This window comes from Paenibacillus sp. UNC496MF (assembly GCF_900113915.1).
In the GTDB taxonomy this organism is placed as follows: domain Bacteria; phylum Bacillota; class Bacilli; order Paenibacillales; family Paenibacillaceae; genus Paenibacillus_Z; species Paenibacillus_Z artemisiicola.
On record NZ_FORE01000011.1, the window covers coordinates 270,506 to 287,826 of the forward strand.

Genomic DNA, 17,321 nt, shown 5'->3' on the forward strand with positions numbered 1-17,321 from the left:
TAAGCCCTCCCCTTCGTCACTTATTCAGATAATCCAGGCTCTCGATGGCATCGCCGTATTTTTCCTTGTAAAAATCTTTAATCGCTTGGCTCTCGTACGCTTTTTGGAGCGCCTTGATCTTCGGCGTGCCGAGCAGCTTATTGTTCACGGCCACGATGCCTTTGTAGGGCAAGTCTTTGCCGTCTTCCAGCGCCAGCGCGTCCTGCTTGGGCTTATAGCCCATTTGAACGGCCGTGCCGGCGAACAAGAAGCCCACGTCGACGTCGTCCAGCGTCCGCTGCAGCATCAATTGATCGACTTCCTTGAACTTGTAGCGATGCGGATTGTCGGTAATGTCCTTCAACGTGGCATGAATGACCTCCACGCCGTCCTTCAGCTTCAGCAGCCCGAGATCCCGCAGCATGAACAAGGCGCGTCCGTTGTTCGCCGGATCGACGGGAATGCCGATCAAGGCGCCGTCGGGCACGTCCTTGAACGACTTGTATTTTTTGGAATACAGCCCGGAAGGCGTGAACGTGGTATAGAAGGCTCTCGAGATGTTTTTCAGGCCCTGGTCCTTGACGAACTGGTCGAAATACGCCTCGTGCTGGAAGGAGTTCGTATCCGCTTCGCCGTCGTTGACGATTTTATTGGGTTGAATAATGTCGTTGACCACCACGTAATCCAGCGTGTAGCCGTCCTTGGCTAGCTCCGCTTTTAAAATTTTCACGATCTCGCTGTTGAACCCCGCGTCGCTCATGACATGATGAATGATCTTATCCTCCGGCTTCGCGGCCGCGGCCGTTCCTTCCCCCTTGCCTCCTGCCGTTGTTCCTGCCGCATCGTCCGTATTTCCCTTCCCGCACGCCGCGACCAGGAAGGTCAGGACGAGGACGATCATGAGCGCGGTCAATCCAATGGGTTTCTTCATGCTTCTACGACTCCTTCGAATTGGAATTAGGCGTGAATCCTTGAGACGAGGACGGCGGGCCGAGCCGCGCGTCGCCGTCCCCGGTTGTCGGGTCGGTATGTACGGTCGCACCGATACCCGTTTGCCAGGCGAAGGCCGGGCGCGTGCCGTTCACGGCATAATCGCCCACGATCCGTTCTTTATAAATCAGCGGATTATGCGAGGCGATCGTTCGGGCATTGCGCCAATATCGGTCCAGCGCCTTGGAGCGGATCGTCGCCGATGCGCCCAGCGCATCGAACAGCGCGGATGCGGCCTCAAGCACCAGCCTGGCCACGACCGTCTGCGCTTGCGCCGCTTCGATCTCCGCCTCGACGCTCGACCGGTCCGCGAATGCGGCATCCTCCGCGTCCTGCGCGTCGCATGCGCGCTGCACGGCCTCGGCCGCCTTCAGCACGATCGCCCCCGCCGCGTAGGCGTGGCTATGCACGCGTCCCGCTACTTGCAGCACTTGCGGATCCTCGCTCGATCGGCCGGCGGCCGCGTGGGAATACGTGCGCCGCCGTTCGGCGATCGCCTTCGAGACGTCGCTTGCGGCCGCGCGGGCGATTCCGGCCAGCGTCGACAGATGCACCAGTTGGGCAAATGCCGCCGCGTACTTGGGATACGTGTCTCGCGCGTACACTTCGCCCGGATCGACGGGCGTCTCCCGGAAGATCGTCGTGCCGCTTCCCGTGAGCGTCTGCCCGAAGCCTTCCCAATCATCCGCGATCTCCACGCCGCTCGCCGTCGAGGGGATCAGCGCGGTTACGATGTCGCCGTCTTCGCTCTCGGCGCCGACGACGATCCAATCGGCGTACAGGGTGCCCGTGGAATAGAACTTCGTGCCGCTCACCCGCAGGCGCTCCCCCTGCGAAGCCAGCTTCGTCTCATAACGGCCGACCGGCGCGCCACCGGTTTCCGTCAACGCGTTGCCGACGATCGCGCCGTCCGCGATGCGCCGCAGCCATCGGCGCTTGCGGTCGCCATCCGGCAGACGGAGCACGCGCTCGACGAATCCGAAATGGATCCGGAGCGCCTGCGTCACGTTGGAATCGGCTTCCGACAGCTCGATCAGCAGCTCGAACAGCTCGGGAATCGATGCGCCGAAGCCTCCCTCTTCCACGGGGATTCGCAAGGCGCCGAATCGCTTCTCCTTCAGCGAATAAATCTCTTCATGCAGCAGCTTCCGGTTTAACTCGCGCTCGACCGCGCCCGCTTGAATGAGCCGAAAGGCAGGTCTGTACCGCTCGGCCAGCTTCTCGTAATCGGCAGAGGGACCGCGTCCCCAAACACCGCTGCTATGTCCCATGTCGCTCCTCCTCGCTTTTGCTTCCTTCGAACGAACGCAGCCTTCCTGAAAATAAAAGAGACCCGCATGCCCTTCAGGCTGGAGGTCTCCGGTGGTCCGGTCGGACGGTTTCGTTATGAATGGGCGGCTGCCCCCCGCTTGGCGGAGTCTTTGATGAATTTCCAAATCGGAGCCGTCAGGCTCTCCTTATCGGAAGACAAGTACTGGTTCGCGAAGCCCCGCACCGGATCCCCGGCGTAAAAGCGCTCGTACAGCTCATGCCTTGCGCCCAAGGGACTTCCGATCAGATCCCACGCAAGCTTGAACAGCTGCACCTTCTTCTCCGCGCTGACCGTGGCGCCCTCGAAATAGTGGCTCATCAGCTCCGAGATCGTGCCGTAAAAATCTTCGATGCTGGATGGGACCTGAACGAACCCGCCGCCGCCGACCTGCTGCAAAATCTCGACCGCGCGCGGATAAAACTTCGTCCCGATGTTTCTGGCCGTATGGATGTAGGACAGCTCCGGGACGAGCACGCCGTTCCCGTCGACCCTGGCTTGCGTCTCGGAAGCGATGACGAGGGCTTTCATGCAATCGATTTGCGTCAGCAGCTCGCCGAGCTTCTCTTGGATGTGCAGAAAACCGGCTACTCCGATCGCCTCCGCTATCGCGAACGTCACGCCGGCAATGAATTCGAGCTTGGCGACATAGCGCACGATATTTTGGTGGAACGCAAGGGCATTCGCGGTCGTGTTCGCCCTCAGCGCCATAACCCTCTCGGCATCGCCGTACAACAGGACGCGTTCCCAAGGAATGAACACGTCATCGAAGAAGAGAACGGCGTCCATCTCATCGTACCTCGCGCTGATCGGCGAGTCGTGCTCGTTGTCGCTCGCGAACGACTGCCGGCAGACGATATGCAGACCCGGCGAATTGGCGGGAACGATCAGGACATGGGCATGCTCCCGATGCGCCTGTTCCAGCTCGAGAAACGAGAAGATGACGAAATCATGCGTATACGGCGCGCCGGTGGCAATCATCTTCGCCCCTCGTACTAGGAGGCCTTCGCTCGTTTCCTTGACGACGTGCAGGAATCGGGACGCAATGCGATCGTCGTCAAGACCGCTGGAGCGATCGATTTGAGGATCGATAACGGCGGTCGTCACAAAGAGATCGTTGTCCCGGGCCGTCTCGTAATACGCCGAGATTTTCTGGGCAAAGCCGGGCTCCAGACGCTCCAGGTCATGGCGCGCCGCATACCAGCCGGTAATGAACGAACGCGCGTAGTCCGACAGCCTGCTCATCATGCCGTTGCACTGTTTGGACCAGAAAGCAAAGGATCGACTTCGCCGGGCGAGCTGCTCCGGCGTATGAGGAACCAAGAATGAACCGTGCGCGTAGGCTTCCCGGCCCTCGACCCGATATCCGGCCTGATCGCGAAGCTGCGGATCGTCCAACGTATCGAAGAGACCGCGGATCGTTCCCAGCGTCCCTCGGAACGCGGGGTGCGTTTCGAGCCCGGTAACCTTGCTCCCGTTCAACCACACCGTTCGCCCGTCGTTCAAGCTTTTCAAAAACGCATCGCCTCTCATATGTTCACCTCCTTGTATAATACTTATAATTCCGATTAGTTAACTCAGGTATTGGGTATATCTTAACGCCGCGCCGTTCGAGGGTCAACAAACAGAACCCTTGCAATTGGCGTTTATCGGACAATAATCAGAATGATGTGCGACGCGCGAACGCAATTCTAACAGGAAGCCTTCATTTGTTCGCCTTGTAATTCATCGCTTGATAAAATCCCATGGCGGCCAGCCTGCTCAATTGAATCGCCATATAGTTGGGGGAGTAGATCATGCCTTGCTTCAGCCAGGCAACCGCGGTGCCGGTAATCCAGAAGGACATGCTTTCCAGCAAGATATCCAGCGGAATCGGCTGCTTCTGATCCATTCGGTTGTCGTCGATCCGCAGGCCGAGGGTGCTGTGGACGGCTTCCGTCAGCCGCGCTTCGAACCCGGATTCCGGCAAGCGCGACAAGAGAACGAGATAGGACGAAGCGTTCTCGGCCAAATGCTCGAACATGACGGCGAAATACGGATCCGGCCCGTCTTGACGCGGCTCGTAGCTTAGGATGACGGTTTTCCTGCTTTCATACAGATGATTAAGTTCCGCGAGTTTGGCTTTGACGATTTGTTCGAGTAAGTCGTATTTGTCCTGAAAATGCGCATAAAACGTAGAACGGCTCACATCGGCCGCTTCCGTGATGTCTTTGATCACGATGGCATCGAACGGCCTTTGCTCGCATAGGGACAAAAAAGCGTTCACGATATGCTGTTTCGTTTTCGGAATTCGGCGATCCGGTCGGGGGATGCCCATTTGAATCACATCCTTTTCGATAATCGGACAAATTACAGGAATTTGTTCCAAAATGGACATTAGGAATAAAAACGTACGCTTACAGCATTTGTTAATTGGTATTTATCATAGCGGACAATTCATAGTTAATCAATTGGAATTATCGATGATATAAAAATAGCGCCCCGGGAGCGGAGCGCTGTACTTCGATCGCTGCTTGCGCGTTCCGGTTTCTAATCCTAGCAAGGTTTATTCCGTTAAGCTTGCGTCCTTAACGGTCAATCGTCGCCATGATCCAGTCGGGATACCGGTTTCCGGCAATTTCCACCGTACCCAGCGCGTCAAGCGCCTTCAACATAAAATGCCCCTGCCATGTTCGGTTCGATCCCGATTGTGGAAATACTATCCGATGTTATCGGAAGCCGGATCATGTTCAAGGGAGCCTTGCATTCAAAATGAAACGCCTGCGACCAGCCATCAGCCAGTTATTCGCGGCCCTGCACCGGTACAAGATTCCGCAGATCTTGATTCCGGCCGCCGTGATCGCCTTTATTTATTGGGAGGGTAAGAACGAGTTCCAAAAGATCGATTGGACGGGTACCCTTCATACGCTTCACCATATCAAGCCCCCGACCGTGCTCTTCCTCTTCGGAGCCTCGCTCGTCGCGGTTGCGGCGGTTAGCGTCTATGACTTCGTGCTTCGGCGCCATTTCCGCATCCCGCTCGGCTCCTGGGATACGTTCCGTTATTCGTGGGTCGCAAACACGTCCAACAGCGTCATTGGGTTCTCCGGGATCGCCGGCGCGGCCTTCCGAACCTACTTCTACCGGAAGCGCGGCATTCCGATGCAGACGATCACGGCATCGATCGCTTTCCTCTCCACCATCACGATTACGGGTCTTTCCCTGCTTTCATGGGCGGGCCTTCTCGGCCTATTGCCCATCCATTCGGCCATTCGCGTCCACCTTTGGACGCTGTACGCGGTTTGGGCAACCGCTTTGTATTTGCCCGGGTACGTCGTTCTGCAGCGCACCTCGTTCTATGCGAAATGGTTGAATCGGAATCTGCCGAAGATGAACGGAGGCACGATCGCGGCCTCGATCGTCGCGTCCGGCTTGGAATGGGTCTGCGCGGGTCTGTGCTTCTGGCTCATCGGCACCTGCCTGCTTCCCGGCCTGCCGCTTGCGGACGCGCTTGGCATCTATACCGTAGCGGCGATTACCGGGCTGCTTACGATGGCTCCGGGCGGTATAGGCGGATTCGACCTGACCGCGCTGGCCGGGCTGCAGCAGTTGGGCTATCCCGCCGATAAGACGGCTGCCGTCCTCGTGCTATTCCGCTTGATGTATTATCTGTTTCCCTGGATGATCGGTCTCGCGATGGCCGCCTCCGACGTGGCGATGGATCGCGACAGAACGATTGACCCGGATGACGAGAATTTCGAGAACGGGTTGAATCGCTGGCAACGAATCTGGCATTTCCCCAACCAATTCAAGTTGGTTGGCGAGCTCGGCGTATGGTCGCTCGGCAAATTAGTGTTCGCGAGCGGCGTATTGCTCCTCGTCTCCGCGGCTCTGCCCGGCCTGTTATATCGCCTTCGCCTAATTGACGAGCTGCTCAGCGCTCCGTTAATGCGATTATCGCATCACGTAAGCGTCGTGATCGGCCTGCTGCTGATCGTTCTGTCATGGGGAATCTCCCACCGGGTCAAGCGCGCGTATCAATTGACGCTCTTCCTCCTATGCGCGGGCGCCGTATTTACGTTCAGCAAGGCATTCGATATCGAGGAGGCCGTGTTCTTGCTTATCGTGGCCTTGCTGCTGTGGATCTCGCGCGACCGGTTTTACCGATTGTCCGCGAGCTTCAGCAGGGAGAAGGCGGCATTGTGGGCCGCGTTAACCTTTGTCCTCGCCTATGTCTACGATATCATCGCATCGGGGATCCACCCTGCCTTGCCCCATCCTTTGAGGCCGGAAACGGAGTTCATTTGGTTCATTAACCCGAAGCTGAACGGCCTTGTCGCCATCACCGGCATATTGGCCGCTTGGCTGTTGCTGTCGCTTATCCTGCTCCTCCGGCCGAGTCGCTTGGTGCATAAGATGAATCCCCAAGAAGAACAAGCGAAATTGCGCTTGTTCCTGGAACGCGAAGAAGGGAACTATCTGACGCACGTCTTATTTGCAGGAGACAAGCATTTCTTCTGGGCGAGCAACGATCGGGTGTTGATTCCGTATGCCATCATTCGCAACAAGCTCGTCGTCCTCGGCGATCCTCTCGGTCAACAAGAGCGGCTTAGCGAAGCCATTCAGGAATGCCAGCGTTTTGCGGATCTGTATGATCTCGCGGTCGTCTTTTACCAGGTTTCGCCGCGCAACCTCCCGATCTATCACGAGAACGGATACCGGTTCTTCAAATTGGGGGAAGAAGCGCTCGTGCCGTTGGAAGGCTTCACGCTGAGCGGCAAACGAATGGCGAACTTGCGGACGGTCAAAAACAAATTCGACCGCGAAGGGTACCGCTTCGACGTGTTACAGCCGCCGCACGACCCGCAACTGCTGGAGAAGCTCCGCCGAATCTCGCAGAAATGGCTGCAGGGCAAAAAAGAAAAGAGCTTTTCGCTCGGTTGGTTCGACCCTGCTTATTTGCAATTGTCGCCGATCGCGCTGTTGATGGCGCCCGAAGAAGACTTGATTGCTTTCGCCACGCTGGCTCCCAGCTACGACGATCACGGAAGCATCTCCGTCGATCTGATGCGCCATCTTCCGGATACGCCGAACGGCACGATGGATCAATTATTCGTCTGCCTGCTGGAATGGGCTCAAGCCGAGGGGTACGAAACCTTCAATTTGGGCATGGCTCCGCTCTCGAGCGTCGGCCAGGCGCAAGCGGCGATCCGGGAAGAAAAGCTGGCGCACGTCGTCTTTAAGCATGGCGGTTATTGGTACGGATTCAAGGGGCTTCGGAAATACAAGGAAAAATTCCACCCGGACTGGGAACCTCGTTTTCTTGCTTATCCGCGCACGGTGTCCTTGCCGCTGCTTCTAGTGGAGTTGGTTCGGCTTATTGCTCGCCGGCCGAAAAAGAATCATGGAGCGCTAGACGTGATTTCCGGCCGCAACGATTCCGTTCTGCCGCCGAACGGGACATCCAAATCCTAACGGTCATAAATTCGCGTTGTCTCTGCAACCCTAATCGGGATGTCGGGGAATTGAGGCATCCGGCTTCAAATCGGACCGGCGTTTGCCCCAAAACATTCGCAGAGGAGATATAGCATGAGCGAAGGAATCACCAACAAGGTCGTCCTGATCACGGGCGGCGGCACCGGCCTCGGAGCGGAGGCTGCGGCAAGGCAGGCGCCTATCCGCTCGACGTGACCGACAAGGCGCAGTTCAAGGCGGTCGTCGTTGAATTCACCGCCAAGCTTAAGCGTAAATTTGTGAGACAGCCCCTATTGCATGTTATAGCGAATTTCCCAAGATCGTTCCGACGTCTTCTCGCGTAAGCGGAACGTAATTGCCGATGCGATCGGCGAGCATCGTCTCAACGAGACGAGAGCCCCGTCCGAATTAACGAGCGATTGACTTTTTCCGCGCTAAGCAACTGGATGACTAGAAAAGCAAGCACGATGACCGGGAATACGGCAATGCTCGCCTGTGTGGATAGGACGCCGAATAGCGGTGGAAGAAGCGTCGATCCCGTATAGGCTACGGCCATTTGAACCCCCATGAGCTTGGCGGCGTTCCCTTGCCCGAAGCGGACCGGCGTTTCATGAAGCAGCCCCGGATAGATGGGCGCAAGCCCCAACCCGATAAGAACGAGTCCGACCAAGAACAAGGGCTGCACCGGCAGCGCGAGGAGCAGCCCGCCCGCGATCGCCGTAATCTGACCGCATCGGATCAACGCGCGATTGCCGACCTTCATCGTAACGAAACCCGTGACGAACCTGCCGATCGTGATTCCGCCGTAATACGAAGAGATCCACCCGGCGGCTGCCTCCGCGGTCATATTTCGCGCGCCGGCGAGATAGCTGGCCCCCCATAATCCGACCGTGGATTCAACTCCGCAATAGAACAAAAAAGCGATCAGCGTCGGTATCACCCCTCTGATCAGGAGCACGTTAGACGGGGTACCGCCCGCACGAAGGTTCCCTTCCGTTCCGGCTTGATCCGCCGCAGGATTCATGCTATCTCGCGCGCCGTTCCTCCATTCCGCAACGCGTTTCCATAGCGGGAGCGTAACGAGCAAGATGATCGCGAGCGTGAACTGGATCGCCGACACGGCCGCATAACCGCTTCTCCAGGAGTGCTGTTCAGCGATAAAATACGCCATCATGATGGGTCCCATCGTGGCCCCTACGCCCCAAAAGCAGTGCAGCCAGTTCATGTGGTGAGCCTTGTAGTTCTCGGCTACATAATGATTGAGCGCCGCGTCAATGGCTCCCCCGCCTAGACCAAGCGGAACGGCCAAGAAGACAAGCCAGATGATCGAAGGCGCGACGGAAAAGCCGAGCAGCGCTCCAGCCGTCAGACAGCAGCTAAGCAACGTCAATTTCCCGGTCCCGAATCGCTGAACCAAATTCCCGCTGACCAGACTGGAAACGATGGTTCCCCCGGCAACGATCATGGACAAGATCCCCGCGAAGCCAAACGAAGCGCCCAGATCGGGCCGTATGACCGGCCATGCGGATCCGAGCAGCGAATCCGGAATCCCCAGGCTAATGAACGCCAGATAAATAATAACCAAAAAAAGGGTTGCCAATGCGGAGCACCTCCTTCATCAGAAATATAAAGTTCGGACCTCTAGTCAATCAACCATCCGTAATCATCAGATGAAGCGCTAATTGCTGCAAGCCGGTCAAATAATCCTGTCTCCAATCGCTCGACACGAGCAGGGGCAGATGCTCGCGCGGGATATACGTGGAGCTTAGGTCCGCGATGCTGGCTAATCGCGCTTCGTCCACTTCATCGTCGCAAAAGACGACCGCGCGAGGGTTGATGATGGCCGCGAAGGCCGCAATCAACCGGGCAACGGCATCGAGCTGCTTATCGCCGGCCAAAACGATCCGGCTTTCTCGCTTCTCCATATACAGCGCATCCGAGAAAGACTGCGTATCGTACTGGGGAACGAACGAGATCTCGCCCGAGAAGAACGTATTCCCCCGCACGACTTGCCCGTTGATCATAATGCCGGAACCCGGGCCATTCTGACCGAAGTACAAATAAACCAGCGATTCGTTCTCAATCTCGAAGTTCGACGCATACCCCAGCACCGAGGCGTTCATATCGTTTTCGACCACGACCGGGATTTGGAACCGGGATTCGAATTCCCCTTTCAAGTCGTAATGAAGAAAATTGTGATACGGCGGGATAAAAATGATTTTCCCGTTGTTTACGGCGCCGGGCACTCCGATCGCAATGGAACGCAGCCTCGGGTATTGTTCGATGAGCCCTTCGATCAGCTCCGCCAGCAGCTGCGCATTCTCGCGGATAACGCTTGGCTCCGATCCCTGCGCTTTGATCTCTCCGATACAGTTGAAGATCGAGTAATGGGTCTCATCCTTCTCGATAAAGACGGCAAGCCCCAGCATGTATTCCGGATCGTAGGCATATCGCTTCGCCCGCCTGCCTCCGCTGGAATCGTCATCCCCCGTATAGCGGATTTCCCCGTCCCTCTCCATCTGCGCGATACACTTGCTGATGGTCGGAAAGCTGATCCCCAAGCGCTGGCTGAGCTCCGCTTTCGTGGCGCTGCCCATCATGATGAGTCCCGCTCGGATGCGATAAATCAACGGCTCCTTGATCTCGTTCGGCATAAACAAGTTCGTCATCTGATCCGTACCTTTCCTAATGGGGTCCGACTTATTAAATCGCTTTAATAACTTGTGATCATCGTAGCAAAACCCGTCTGACGGAACAAGGGCGTATTTCTGACGAGTTGTTATGTTTTTTTGGCCTGCGCCATGAATCGTCGCGTATTTTACGGCTTCGGCATCCTCGGCTGCTTGGGAACTCGGCAAACGTCTTGAATTTTTCAACCCTACTCCTAAAATTTGACCACATCCTATTCTAACCCAATTATGCTATAGTTCTGTAAACCAATTCAAAAGGTGGTCAACCGATTGCTCCCGAATACCGAATTTTTTTACTGCATGCGCTGCAAGGCCGTCTCTCTTCGCCGACAAGGGGACGTGATGATGAGGACCGGCTGGGTCTACATCGGCAGCGTCCGCCACGCGGTCGGATTCTGCGGCATCTGCAAGCCGCAATCGCATGCCCCGGCCAAGCAAGTCCTGCCAAGTTAGCCAAGCGAAACGAAAAGCTCCGTCCTACAGGGACGGAGCTCGTTTTTGCGAGGCAAGTTCCGGTCCCGAAGTCACGATTCCCGTACGCGTCGCGCACACGAATCGCCCCGTCGCGAAGGCAAGACGGCGGGTCGTCTTGCGGTCTTGCATGAATTTCACGCAATTGGAAAAGCTAACCGCACTTCGACTGTAGGAGGAGCGATCGGATTGAACGACAAAATCACCCCTTTCCAGTTGTCCATGCTGCTCATCACGTTCATCGGAATTTCGAACCACGTCATTTTGATTCCCATCCTGCTCGATGCGGCGAAACGGGATGCCTGGATTTCCGTCTTATTCGCCATCGTCCCTTCCTTGCTTGTCGGCCTGCTGTATACCTATATTTTCAAGCAAATCCCATCTTCGCTCTCCACTTGGGTGACCGAGAAAACGAATTCGTTCGTATGGCTGGTCTTCACGCTTGTATACACGTTATATTTCGCGGCTCAGGCGAGCATCAGCGTTCGGGATACGATCATCTGGTCCAATTCAACCTACTTGACCTATACCCCGAAATGGGTCGTCGGCCTATGTATCCTCAGCATTTGTTATTACACGGCAAGGAAGGGAATCGCCGCGATCGCCATCACCAACGGCATCCTGCTGCCCTGGATCGTCGCACTCGGCTTCTACGTGATGACCGTGAACTTTCAATTCAAAGATTACGACTATCTGTTTCCCGTGTTCAAAAATCCGCCGCAAGCGGTTGCGCATGGCGCCTGGTATACGACAGCGGGCATTATGGAGATCTTCCTCGTCTTCTTCCTGAAAGACGATGTCAAGGGGAAACTGACCCGCAAAAATATGGCGCTGGTCGTCCTCATACTGGTCGAGCTGACGTTCGGACCGCTGGCCGGCATCATGGCCATGTTCGGCCCGTTCGAAGCCGAGAAGCTGCGGTACCCGGCCTACGAGCAGTGGCGCATGGCGTCCATCGGAAGCATGCTGAGCCAAACCGACTTCCTGTCCATCTACCAATGGTTGGCCGGATCGTTCATCCGCACTTCGCTCGCCATCTACATCATTCACAGCTTGTGGGTGAAGAAATGGCGCCATCCCGAGCTCTTGTACATCCTGATCGTCGTGTTTCTCTTCGTGGTCAACCAGTTCAAGCTATCGGACGTCCGGTTCCACGACCAAGTGACCTCGTACTATACGATCTCCGGCCTGTTTTGCGGTTGCATGAGCCTCGTGCTCTTGCTGTGCGTTTGGGTGGGAAAGAACGGGAAAGCGGTGAAGCGGAATGGATAACCTAAGCGAAAGCGGCATCCGGAAACTATTCGAGAACTGCGGAGACGTGATGTTCGAATCAAACGGCAGCTTCCTGTTCGTCTACTGCCTGGGCATGTCCAATCAGGGGCAAATCAACGAGCTGAGCACATGCGGCGCGCACGTATGGCGGCAGCACCCCGTCGCCTTGACGGCTAAATGGGAGGAAGAGCTTGCCGCTTGCGTGTTTAACGGCAACCTGCTTCTCTTCGAGCCGGAAACGGCTTGCTGCTACGTGCAGCATGTCGCGGACCCGCCTCAGCGAAACCCCGAAGAATCCGTTACGGAAACGTCTACGAAGGGGGCGCGCGACGGATTCACCGAGAGCCTCCAGACCAATATCGCGCTCATCCGCAAGCGGCTGGGCACGACGACGCTCAAGGTCGAGTCCTTCACGATCGGCGTCCGGAGCCAGACCGCGATCAGCCTGCTGTATATTCAGGATATCGCGAATAAGGCCGCGGTCGACGAGGCCCGGGCCAGGCTGCGGAAAATCGACATCGACGCGCTTATTACCAGCTCCCAGCTGGAGGAAGCGATCTCGGACCGGTCGCTCGCGGTGGTCCCGCTGATCGACAATACCGGTAGGCCGGATTTCGCCGCGGAGTATCTGGTCGGCGGCCGTTTCGCGATCCTGCTGAACGGCTCGCCGCTTGCCATCATCGCGCCCGTTACGCTGACGTCGCTCATGAAATCGCCGGAAGACGGCTACTTCCGTGCGGTCATCGGTTCTTTTCAACGGATCATGCGCTTGTTCGGTTGGCACTTGGCGCTGTTTCTGCCCGGGTTCTACATCGCGCTGCTCGGCTTCAATTTCGAGCAGGTTCCGCTTCCCTTGCTGGCCACCATCGCCACGAACCGCATCGGACTTCCGACTTCGCTTCCGCTTGAAACGATCAGCGTCATCGTCTTGTTCGAGCTCTTCAAGGAAGCGGGTATGCGCCTTCCGAAGTCGGTCGGCCCGACGGTAACGGTCGTCGGCGGCATCATCGTCGGCGATGCCGCCATACGGGCCGGCATTACGTCTCCGACGGTCACGGTCATCGCCGCGACCACGGTCATCGCCGGCTACACGCTCGTGAACCCGACGCTGAGCGGCGTCGTGTCGGTCATCCGCATTGCCATCATGATCATCTGCTCGATCCTCGGCATGTTCGGATTCTTCTTGTCCGCTTTCTTCGTCGTCGCCTATTTATCGGACTTGAAATCCTTCGGCATTCCGTACCTCTCTCCGCTGTCGCCGCCGAATTGGGCGGATATCGCGGGGGCACTGTTGAAGAAACCGGCAAACCGGATGAAGAAGCGTGCCCAGAACCTCCACTTGCAGGACGATACGAAAATGGAGGATGGCGCCGAATGAAGCAAACCTGGAAAGCGGCTTTGGCCGGCTGCATGCTGTTGTTCGTCTGCGGCTGCTGGGACGTCAAAAACATTCAATATTTCAACTTCATTAATATGATCGGCGTCGACTACGTCGACGGGCAATATCGAATCTATGCGCAAATCAACGAGCTCTCCTCCATGGCGAAGCAAGAAGGAGGCCCGGCCGCCCCGAATCCGGTCGTGGTCGGCAAAGGCGAAGGCGTCAGCATCGAGCTGGCAATGTACGACCTGAGGAAGGAAAGCCAAATGCGTACCGACTGGACGCAGAATAAAGTGTTTTTCTTCACCGACCGCCTACTGGAGAAGGGCGTCTTCGACATTCACGACGAGCTGATGCGGACGCGCGACCAGCGCTATACGCCATGGGTGTTCGCCACGAACGAAGACCTCGCGAAGGTGTTCAGCACCAAGCCGATTACGGGGACGTCCCCCGTAAACACCATGTACTTTCAGCCGAACCTCTTGTATAAACAGATGCAGTCTTCCTTCAAGCCGGTGAGTTACCAGAGTTTCGTGCGCTCTTCGAGCGAGCCGTACGAGACCTCGCTGCTGGATCATGTCGGGCTTTCCGAGAACTGGGACAAAGACGGCAAGCCGATCACGCTGCCGATCGTGAACGGACTGGTCGCGCTGCGGAACGGCAAGAGCCAAGCCAGGTTCAGCCGTGAAGAAGTAAGCGGCGTGAAGTGGCTGAACGAGAAAACGTCCCGCGGCATTCTCCCCCTCCGAGGAGACAAGGGCACCTATTACGGAACCGTTGCGGTCAAGGACAATAAGCTGAAGAAGAAGCCCGCCTATAAGAACGGGAAACGGACGGTCCAGCTGTACCTTAGCCTGGATGCCGACATGCGGGAGCAGAAGCTGGCGTTCGGGCTCGAGCAAGCGAATGCGTTGATCAAGAAGAACATCGAGGACGAAATCACCCAAACCTACGAGAACGGAAAGAAACGCGCCGTCGACATTTACTCCTTGAACGAAGTTTGGTACCGCAAAGGCCTTGCCGTCAATAACGATATTCCGGGGCTGGAGCTGCACGTCAACGTCAAGCTCGTGGGAACGAACATGTTCGAGCTGCGGGAGCGGAGCAATGAGGATGGCCATCGTAATCAGATAGGCGGCAGCCCTTAAGGAAATCTCGCCGCCCGGCTGAGCCGAATGGTGTGCGGAAGCTTCTCCAGATTGTCCGACCATGGCAACCGTATGCCCTTCTTGCTGCAGCTGCCGAATGACGGGACGGCCAAATGGTGAAGGAGAAACTCCGCTCGCGGCCCATGTTGAACGACAGGCCTCGGCTCCGTTTCGAGTTAGATGCGTTGGATATGCGTGTCCTTAAAATCCGTTTCGTATTTCAATCCGTAACCCATCATTCGGTCCATGCCGATATGAGCCAGCCAGATGAAGCCGATCATCGTGAGGAAGCCGGACGAAAAGGCCATGCCCGCCAATAACAGCAGCAGCGGCGTGACGAAGGTATGGGCGGCGTTGTAGAGATGCGCTCCCGCCTTTTGATTGAACGCATAGCCGATCATGAACGCGTCGGGGACCAGCAGCAGCAGCAGAAAAACGATCCAATTGTATCCGTTGAAGAAGTACATGGAGGTGCTTAAAGCCAGAACGGCCAGTCCCTCGATGCGAATCAGATGCTTATTCATGGTTGGGTTCTCCTTTCGGTTGAGCCGTGGTTCGTACCCCTTCAAACAGCCATCCGATTCCCAGCGACACCTGCTCGTGGGAGATCGGCTCCGTAGACAGCGGGACGGGAGCTTGAAGCGTCAATCCGTCGAATACGGCTTGGATCACCGACGCCAGCGTTTCCTGGTCGCGCCGTTCCATCCGCAGCTCCATGCGATCGAGGATGACCATGATGCCCGATTTCATTTCCATGTAAAGTTCGCGTAACTCCGCCGCGAGCTTGTCGTTGTTTACGCTCTCCGTCCAAAGGGTGATCAGCAGCGTAAACCACTCGGGGTTTTCTTTACGAAACTTCACGACGTGGAGCAAAGCCCGCTCTAGAATCTCCGCGGGAGATCCGTGCAGATCCAGCTCCGCGAAGGCGGCCTTCATGCCCTTGTTGATCATCCATTCCCTCACCGCTTCGACGAGCAGCGTTTCTTTCGTGCCGAAATGGTATCCGATCAGTCCTTGAGCGACCCCGGCTTTGGCCGCGATATCTTTCATCGTCGCTTTGGCGTAGCCCGCCTGCCCGAATAACTTGAAGGCCGCCTGCAGGATGGCGCTTCTTCGTTCGTCCTGGTGGGATGTTGATGTCGTCATGGCTTCCTCGCTCCTATACTGTTTGGTCGAACAGTTTTTGTCATGCACTCATCATAATACTGTTTGTTCGAACAGTCAATAGCAGTCGCGCATGTAATCACGCATTAAAAAGAACCATCCCGCGAGGGATGGCTCTTTCCAAGCGGCGTATGAATTCGCGCACTCATCGCAGCGCGCGTACTCATCGCAGCGAACGTTTGGCATTCCTCCGGGCTGCTGCCGTCGTGGTTAGGATGCCCGATGCGTGCGCGTTTAGTCAGCTAACGAGATAACCTTGCTGCCGTTGGCGGCGCTCTCCCATGCCGCTTCCGTCAAACGGGCGATTCTTAAGCCGCAGCTCGAAGGCGCGGCCGCTTCGCTCACCCGGCCCAATACGAGGTTCACGAAATCGACATCCGGATCGCTCGATTCCGGCAATTCCCGTTCCGAGATTTCGGTCAGGGACCTTTCGCCTTCCTTCGCGACCAAGATTTGATTGTTGCGGTACAAGACCGATCCTTTATCGCCGTGGATGGAGACGTCCTCGTGCCAGCTGATGCTCGCGCTGCCGACCACGTTAAAGGTCGCGATGGCGCCGCCCTTGAAGCGAACGGTCACGGCGGAATCGATATCCACTTCTCTGCCGTGGTTCTCGATCATGGCGGATACGCTCTCCGGCTCGAGGCCCGTGACCCACAGCACGACGTCCAGCAGATGGCTGCCCGAATCGTTCAGTTGCCCGCCGCAGGACAACGCAAGGTTTTGCCTCCAGGTGCCCGTTGCGCCGATCAGCCATCTTTGGGCCTGGTAGGCGGTGATGAAGTTGATTTTCCCCAGTTCCCCTCTTGCGATCAAGTCGCGGATAAACATATAGGGACCCATCAGGTGACGCTGGTACGCGACGACCAAATGCTTGTTCACCTTTTCGGCATGCGCGATGATTTTCTCCGCATTGTCGGCCCCGCTTACGAACGGCTTCTCCATCAGCACGTGAAGACCGCCGTCGAGGCATGCCATTCCTTGCTCGAAGTGCATGCTATGCGGGGAAACAATAACGGCCGCATCCGCGCCGGATTGCGCAATCGCTTCCCGGTAGTCCGCGTAGACGGCAATGTCGGCGAGCTGAGGGTATGTTTCCTTCACCACGTTAATGGCCTTGTCGGACGGATCCGACAACGCGACGATTTCTGCTTCAGGCACGTTCAACAATCTGCGGATGTGCTCTCTTCCCATGCCACCTACACCGATCATAAGAAACCGAACTTTATCCATTTCAACGCCTCCCATACCATCCTCTTTTGTTAACGCTTACAGTTCCCGGTCGAAAAAAGATTGTTGCAGCGATGGAGATAACGCGCACGTATACGTGCGGTGCATGATCGACACGTTGCCCAGCAATCCTCGAGGTAAATTATAACATCGCAACATTTTATTGTATACGCTGATTATTTGGACGATTCTACGATTAATTTAGCGATTCTGCGCCTTGGCCGCTTCGCTTA

The 17,321-nt window shown here is 56.6% G+C and carries 13 protein-coding genes; 4 read left to right on the forward strand and 9 right to left on the reverse strand.

All coding sequences use genetic code 11. The annotated features are described in order from the left end of the window. Nucleotides 1-16: 16 nt before the first annotated feature. The 4 genes from BMZ79_RS20805 to BMZ79_RS20820 all read right to left on the reverse strand — a co-directional run bounded on the left by BMZ79_RS20805 (nt 17) and on the right by BMZ79_RS20820 (nt 4,544). A complete protein-coding gene (locus BMZ79_RS20805) occupies nt 17-910 on the reverse strand; it encodes a MetQ/NlpA family ABC transporter substrate-binding protein (RefSeq protein ID WP_090643274.1) in 894 nt (297 codons plus the stop codon). A gap of 4 nt (nt 911-914) precedes the next feature. Next, nucleotides 915-2,240 (reverse strand): acyl-CoA dehydrogenase family protein, encoded by a 1,326-nt coding sequence (locus tag BMZ79_RS20810; protein ID WP_090643277.1) that lies wholly within the window; start codon nt 2,238-2,240, stop codon nt 915-917. 113 nt (nt 2,241-2,353) lie between these two features. Further along, on the reverse strand, nt 2,354-3,811 hold the full coding sequence (locus BMZ79_RS20815) for a 4-hydroxyphenylacetate 3-hydroxylase family protein (protein ID WP_090643279.1): 1,458 nt from the start codon (nt 3,809-3,811) through the stop codon (nt 2,354-2,356). Nucleotides 3,812-3,983: 172 nt separating this feature from the next. Then, complete coding sequence (locus BMZ79_RS20820; RefSeq protein WP_218154743.1) at nt 3,984-4,544, reverse strand: TetR/AcrR family transcriptional regulator; 561 nt, start codon at nt 4,542-4,544, stop codon at nt 3,984-3,986. Nucleotides 4,545-5,029: 485 nt separating this feature from the next. On the opposite strand from BMZ79_RS20820, the gene mprF reads away from it, so the two are divergent. Next, nucleotides 5,030-7,732: a bifunctional lysylphosphatidylglycerol flippase/synthetase MprF gene (gene mprF / locus BMZ79_RS20825; protein WP_090643285.1), complete on the forward strand. Its 2,703-nt coding sequence runs from the start codon at nt 5,030-5,032 to the stop codon at nt 7,730-7,732. A gap of 382 nt (nt 7,733-8,114) precedes the next feature. Here mprF and BMZ79_RS20830 read toward each other — a convergent pair whose 3' ends face one another. Further along, nucleotides 8,115-9,332 (reverse strand): MFS transporter, encoded by a 1,218-nt coding sequence (locus BMZ79_RS20830; RefSeq protein ID WP_090643288.1) that lies wholly within the window; start codon nt 9,330-9,332, stop codon nt 8,115-8,117. Nucleotides 9,333-9,381: 49 nt separating this feature from the next. Then, nucleotides 9,382-10,401: an ROK family transcriptional regulator gene (locus BMZ79_RS20835; protein WP_090643291.1), complete on the reverse strand. Its 1,020-nt coding sequence runs from the start codon at nt 10,399-10,401 to the stop codon at nt 9,382-9,384. Nucleotides 10,402-11,082: 681 nt separating this feature from the next. Between BMZ79_RS20835 and BMZ79_RS20840 the strand changes: the two genes are divergently transcribed. The 3 genes from BMZ79_RS20840 to BMZ79_RS20850 are packed head-to-tail and all read left to right on the forward strand — an operon-like array spanning nt 11,083 to nt 14,694. Beyond that, entirely contained in the window at nt 11,083-12,165 is a 1,083-nt protein-coding gene (locus tag BMZ79_RS20840) for a GerAB/ArcD/ProY family transporter (RefSeq protein WP_090643293.1), read from the forward strand. Next, nucleotides 12,158-13,543, forward strand: coding sequence for a spore germination protein (locus BMZ79_RS20845; protein ID WP_090643295.1), 1,386 nt, complete (start codon nt 12,158-12,160; stop codon nt 13,541-13,543). Before BMZ79_RS20840 ends, BMZ79_RS20845 begins: the two co-directional genes overlap by 8 nt. Beyond that, nucleotides 13,540-14,694, forward strand: a complete 1,155-nt coding sequence (locus BMZ79_RS20850) for a Ger(x)C family spore germination protein (RefSeq protein ID WP_090643297.1) — start codon at nt 13,540-13,542, stop codon at nt 14,692-14,694. Before BMZ79_RS20845 ends, BMZ79_RS20850 begins: the two co-directional genes overlap by 4 nt. A 176-nt stretch (nt 14,695-14,870) precedes the next feature. Here the strand turns inward: BMZ79_RS20850 and BMZ79_RS20855 are convergent, their stop codons facing one another. The 3 genes from BMZ79_RS20855 to BMZ79_RS20865 form a co-directional block, all read right to left on the reverse strand. Continuing rightward, nucleotides 14,871-15,218: a DUF4260 domain-containing protein gene (locus BMZ79_RS20855; RefSeq protein WP_090643299.1), complete on the reverse strand. Its 348-nt coding sequence runs from the start codon at nt 15,216-15,218 to the stop codon at nt 14,871-14,873. Beyond that, nucleotides 15,211-15,840, reverse strand: coding sequence for a TetR/AcrR family transcriptional regulator (locus BMZ79_RS20860; protein WP_090643302.1), 630 nt, complete (start codon nt 15,838-15,840; stop codon nt 15,211-15,213). Before BMZ79_RS20860 ends, BMZ79_RS20855 begins: the two co-directional genes overlap by 8 nt. A 252-nt stretch (nt 15,841-16,092) precedes the next feature. Further along, complete coding sequence (locus tag BMZ79_RS20865; RefSeq protein WP_256252920.1) at nt 16,093-17,106, reverse strand: Gfo/Idh/MocA family protein; 1,014 nt, start codon at nt 17,104-17,106, stop codon at nt 16,093-16,095. Between the last annotated feature and the right edge of the window lie 215 nt (nt 17,107-17,321).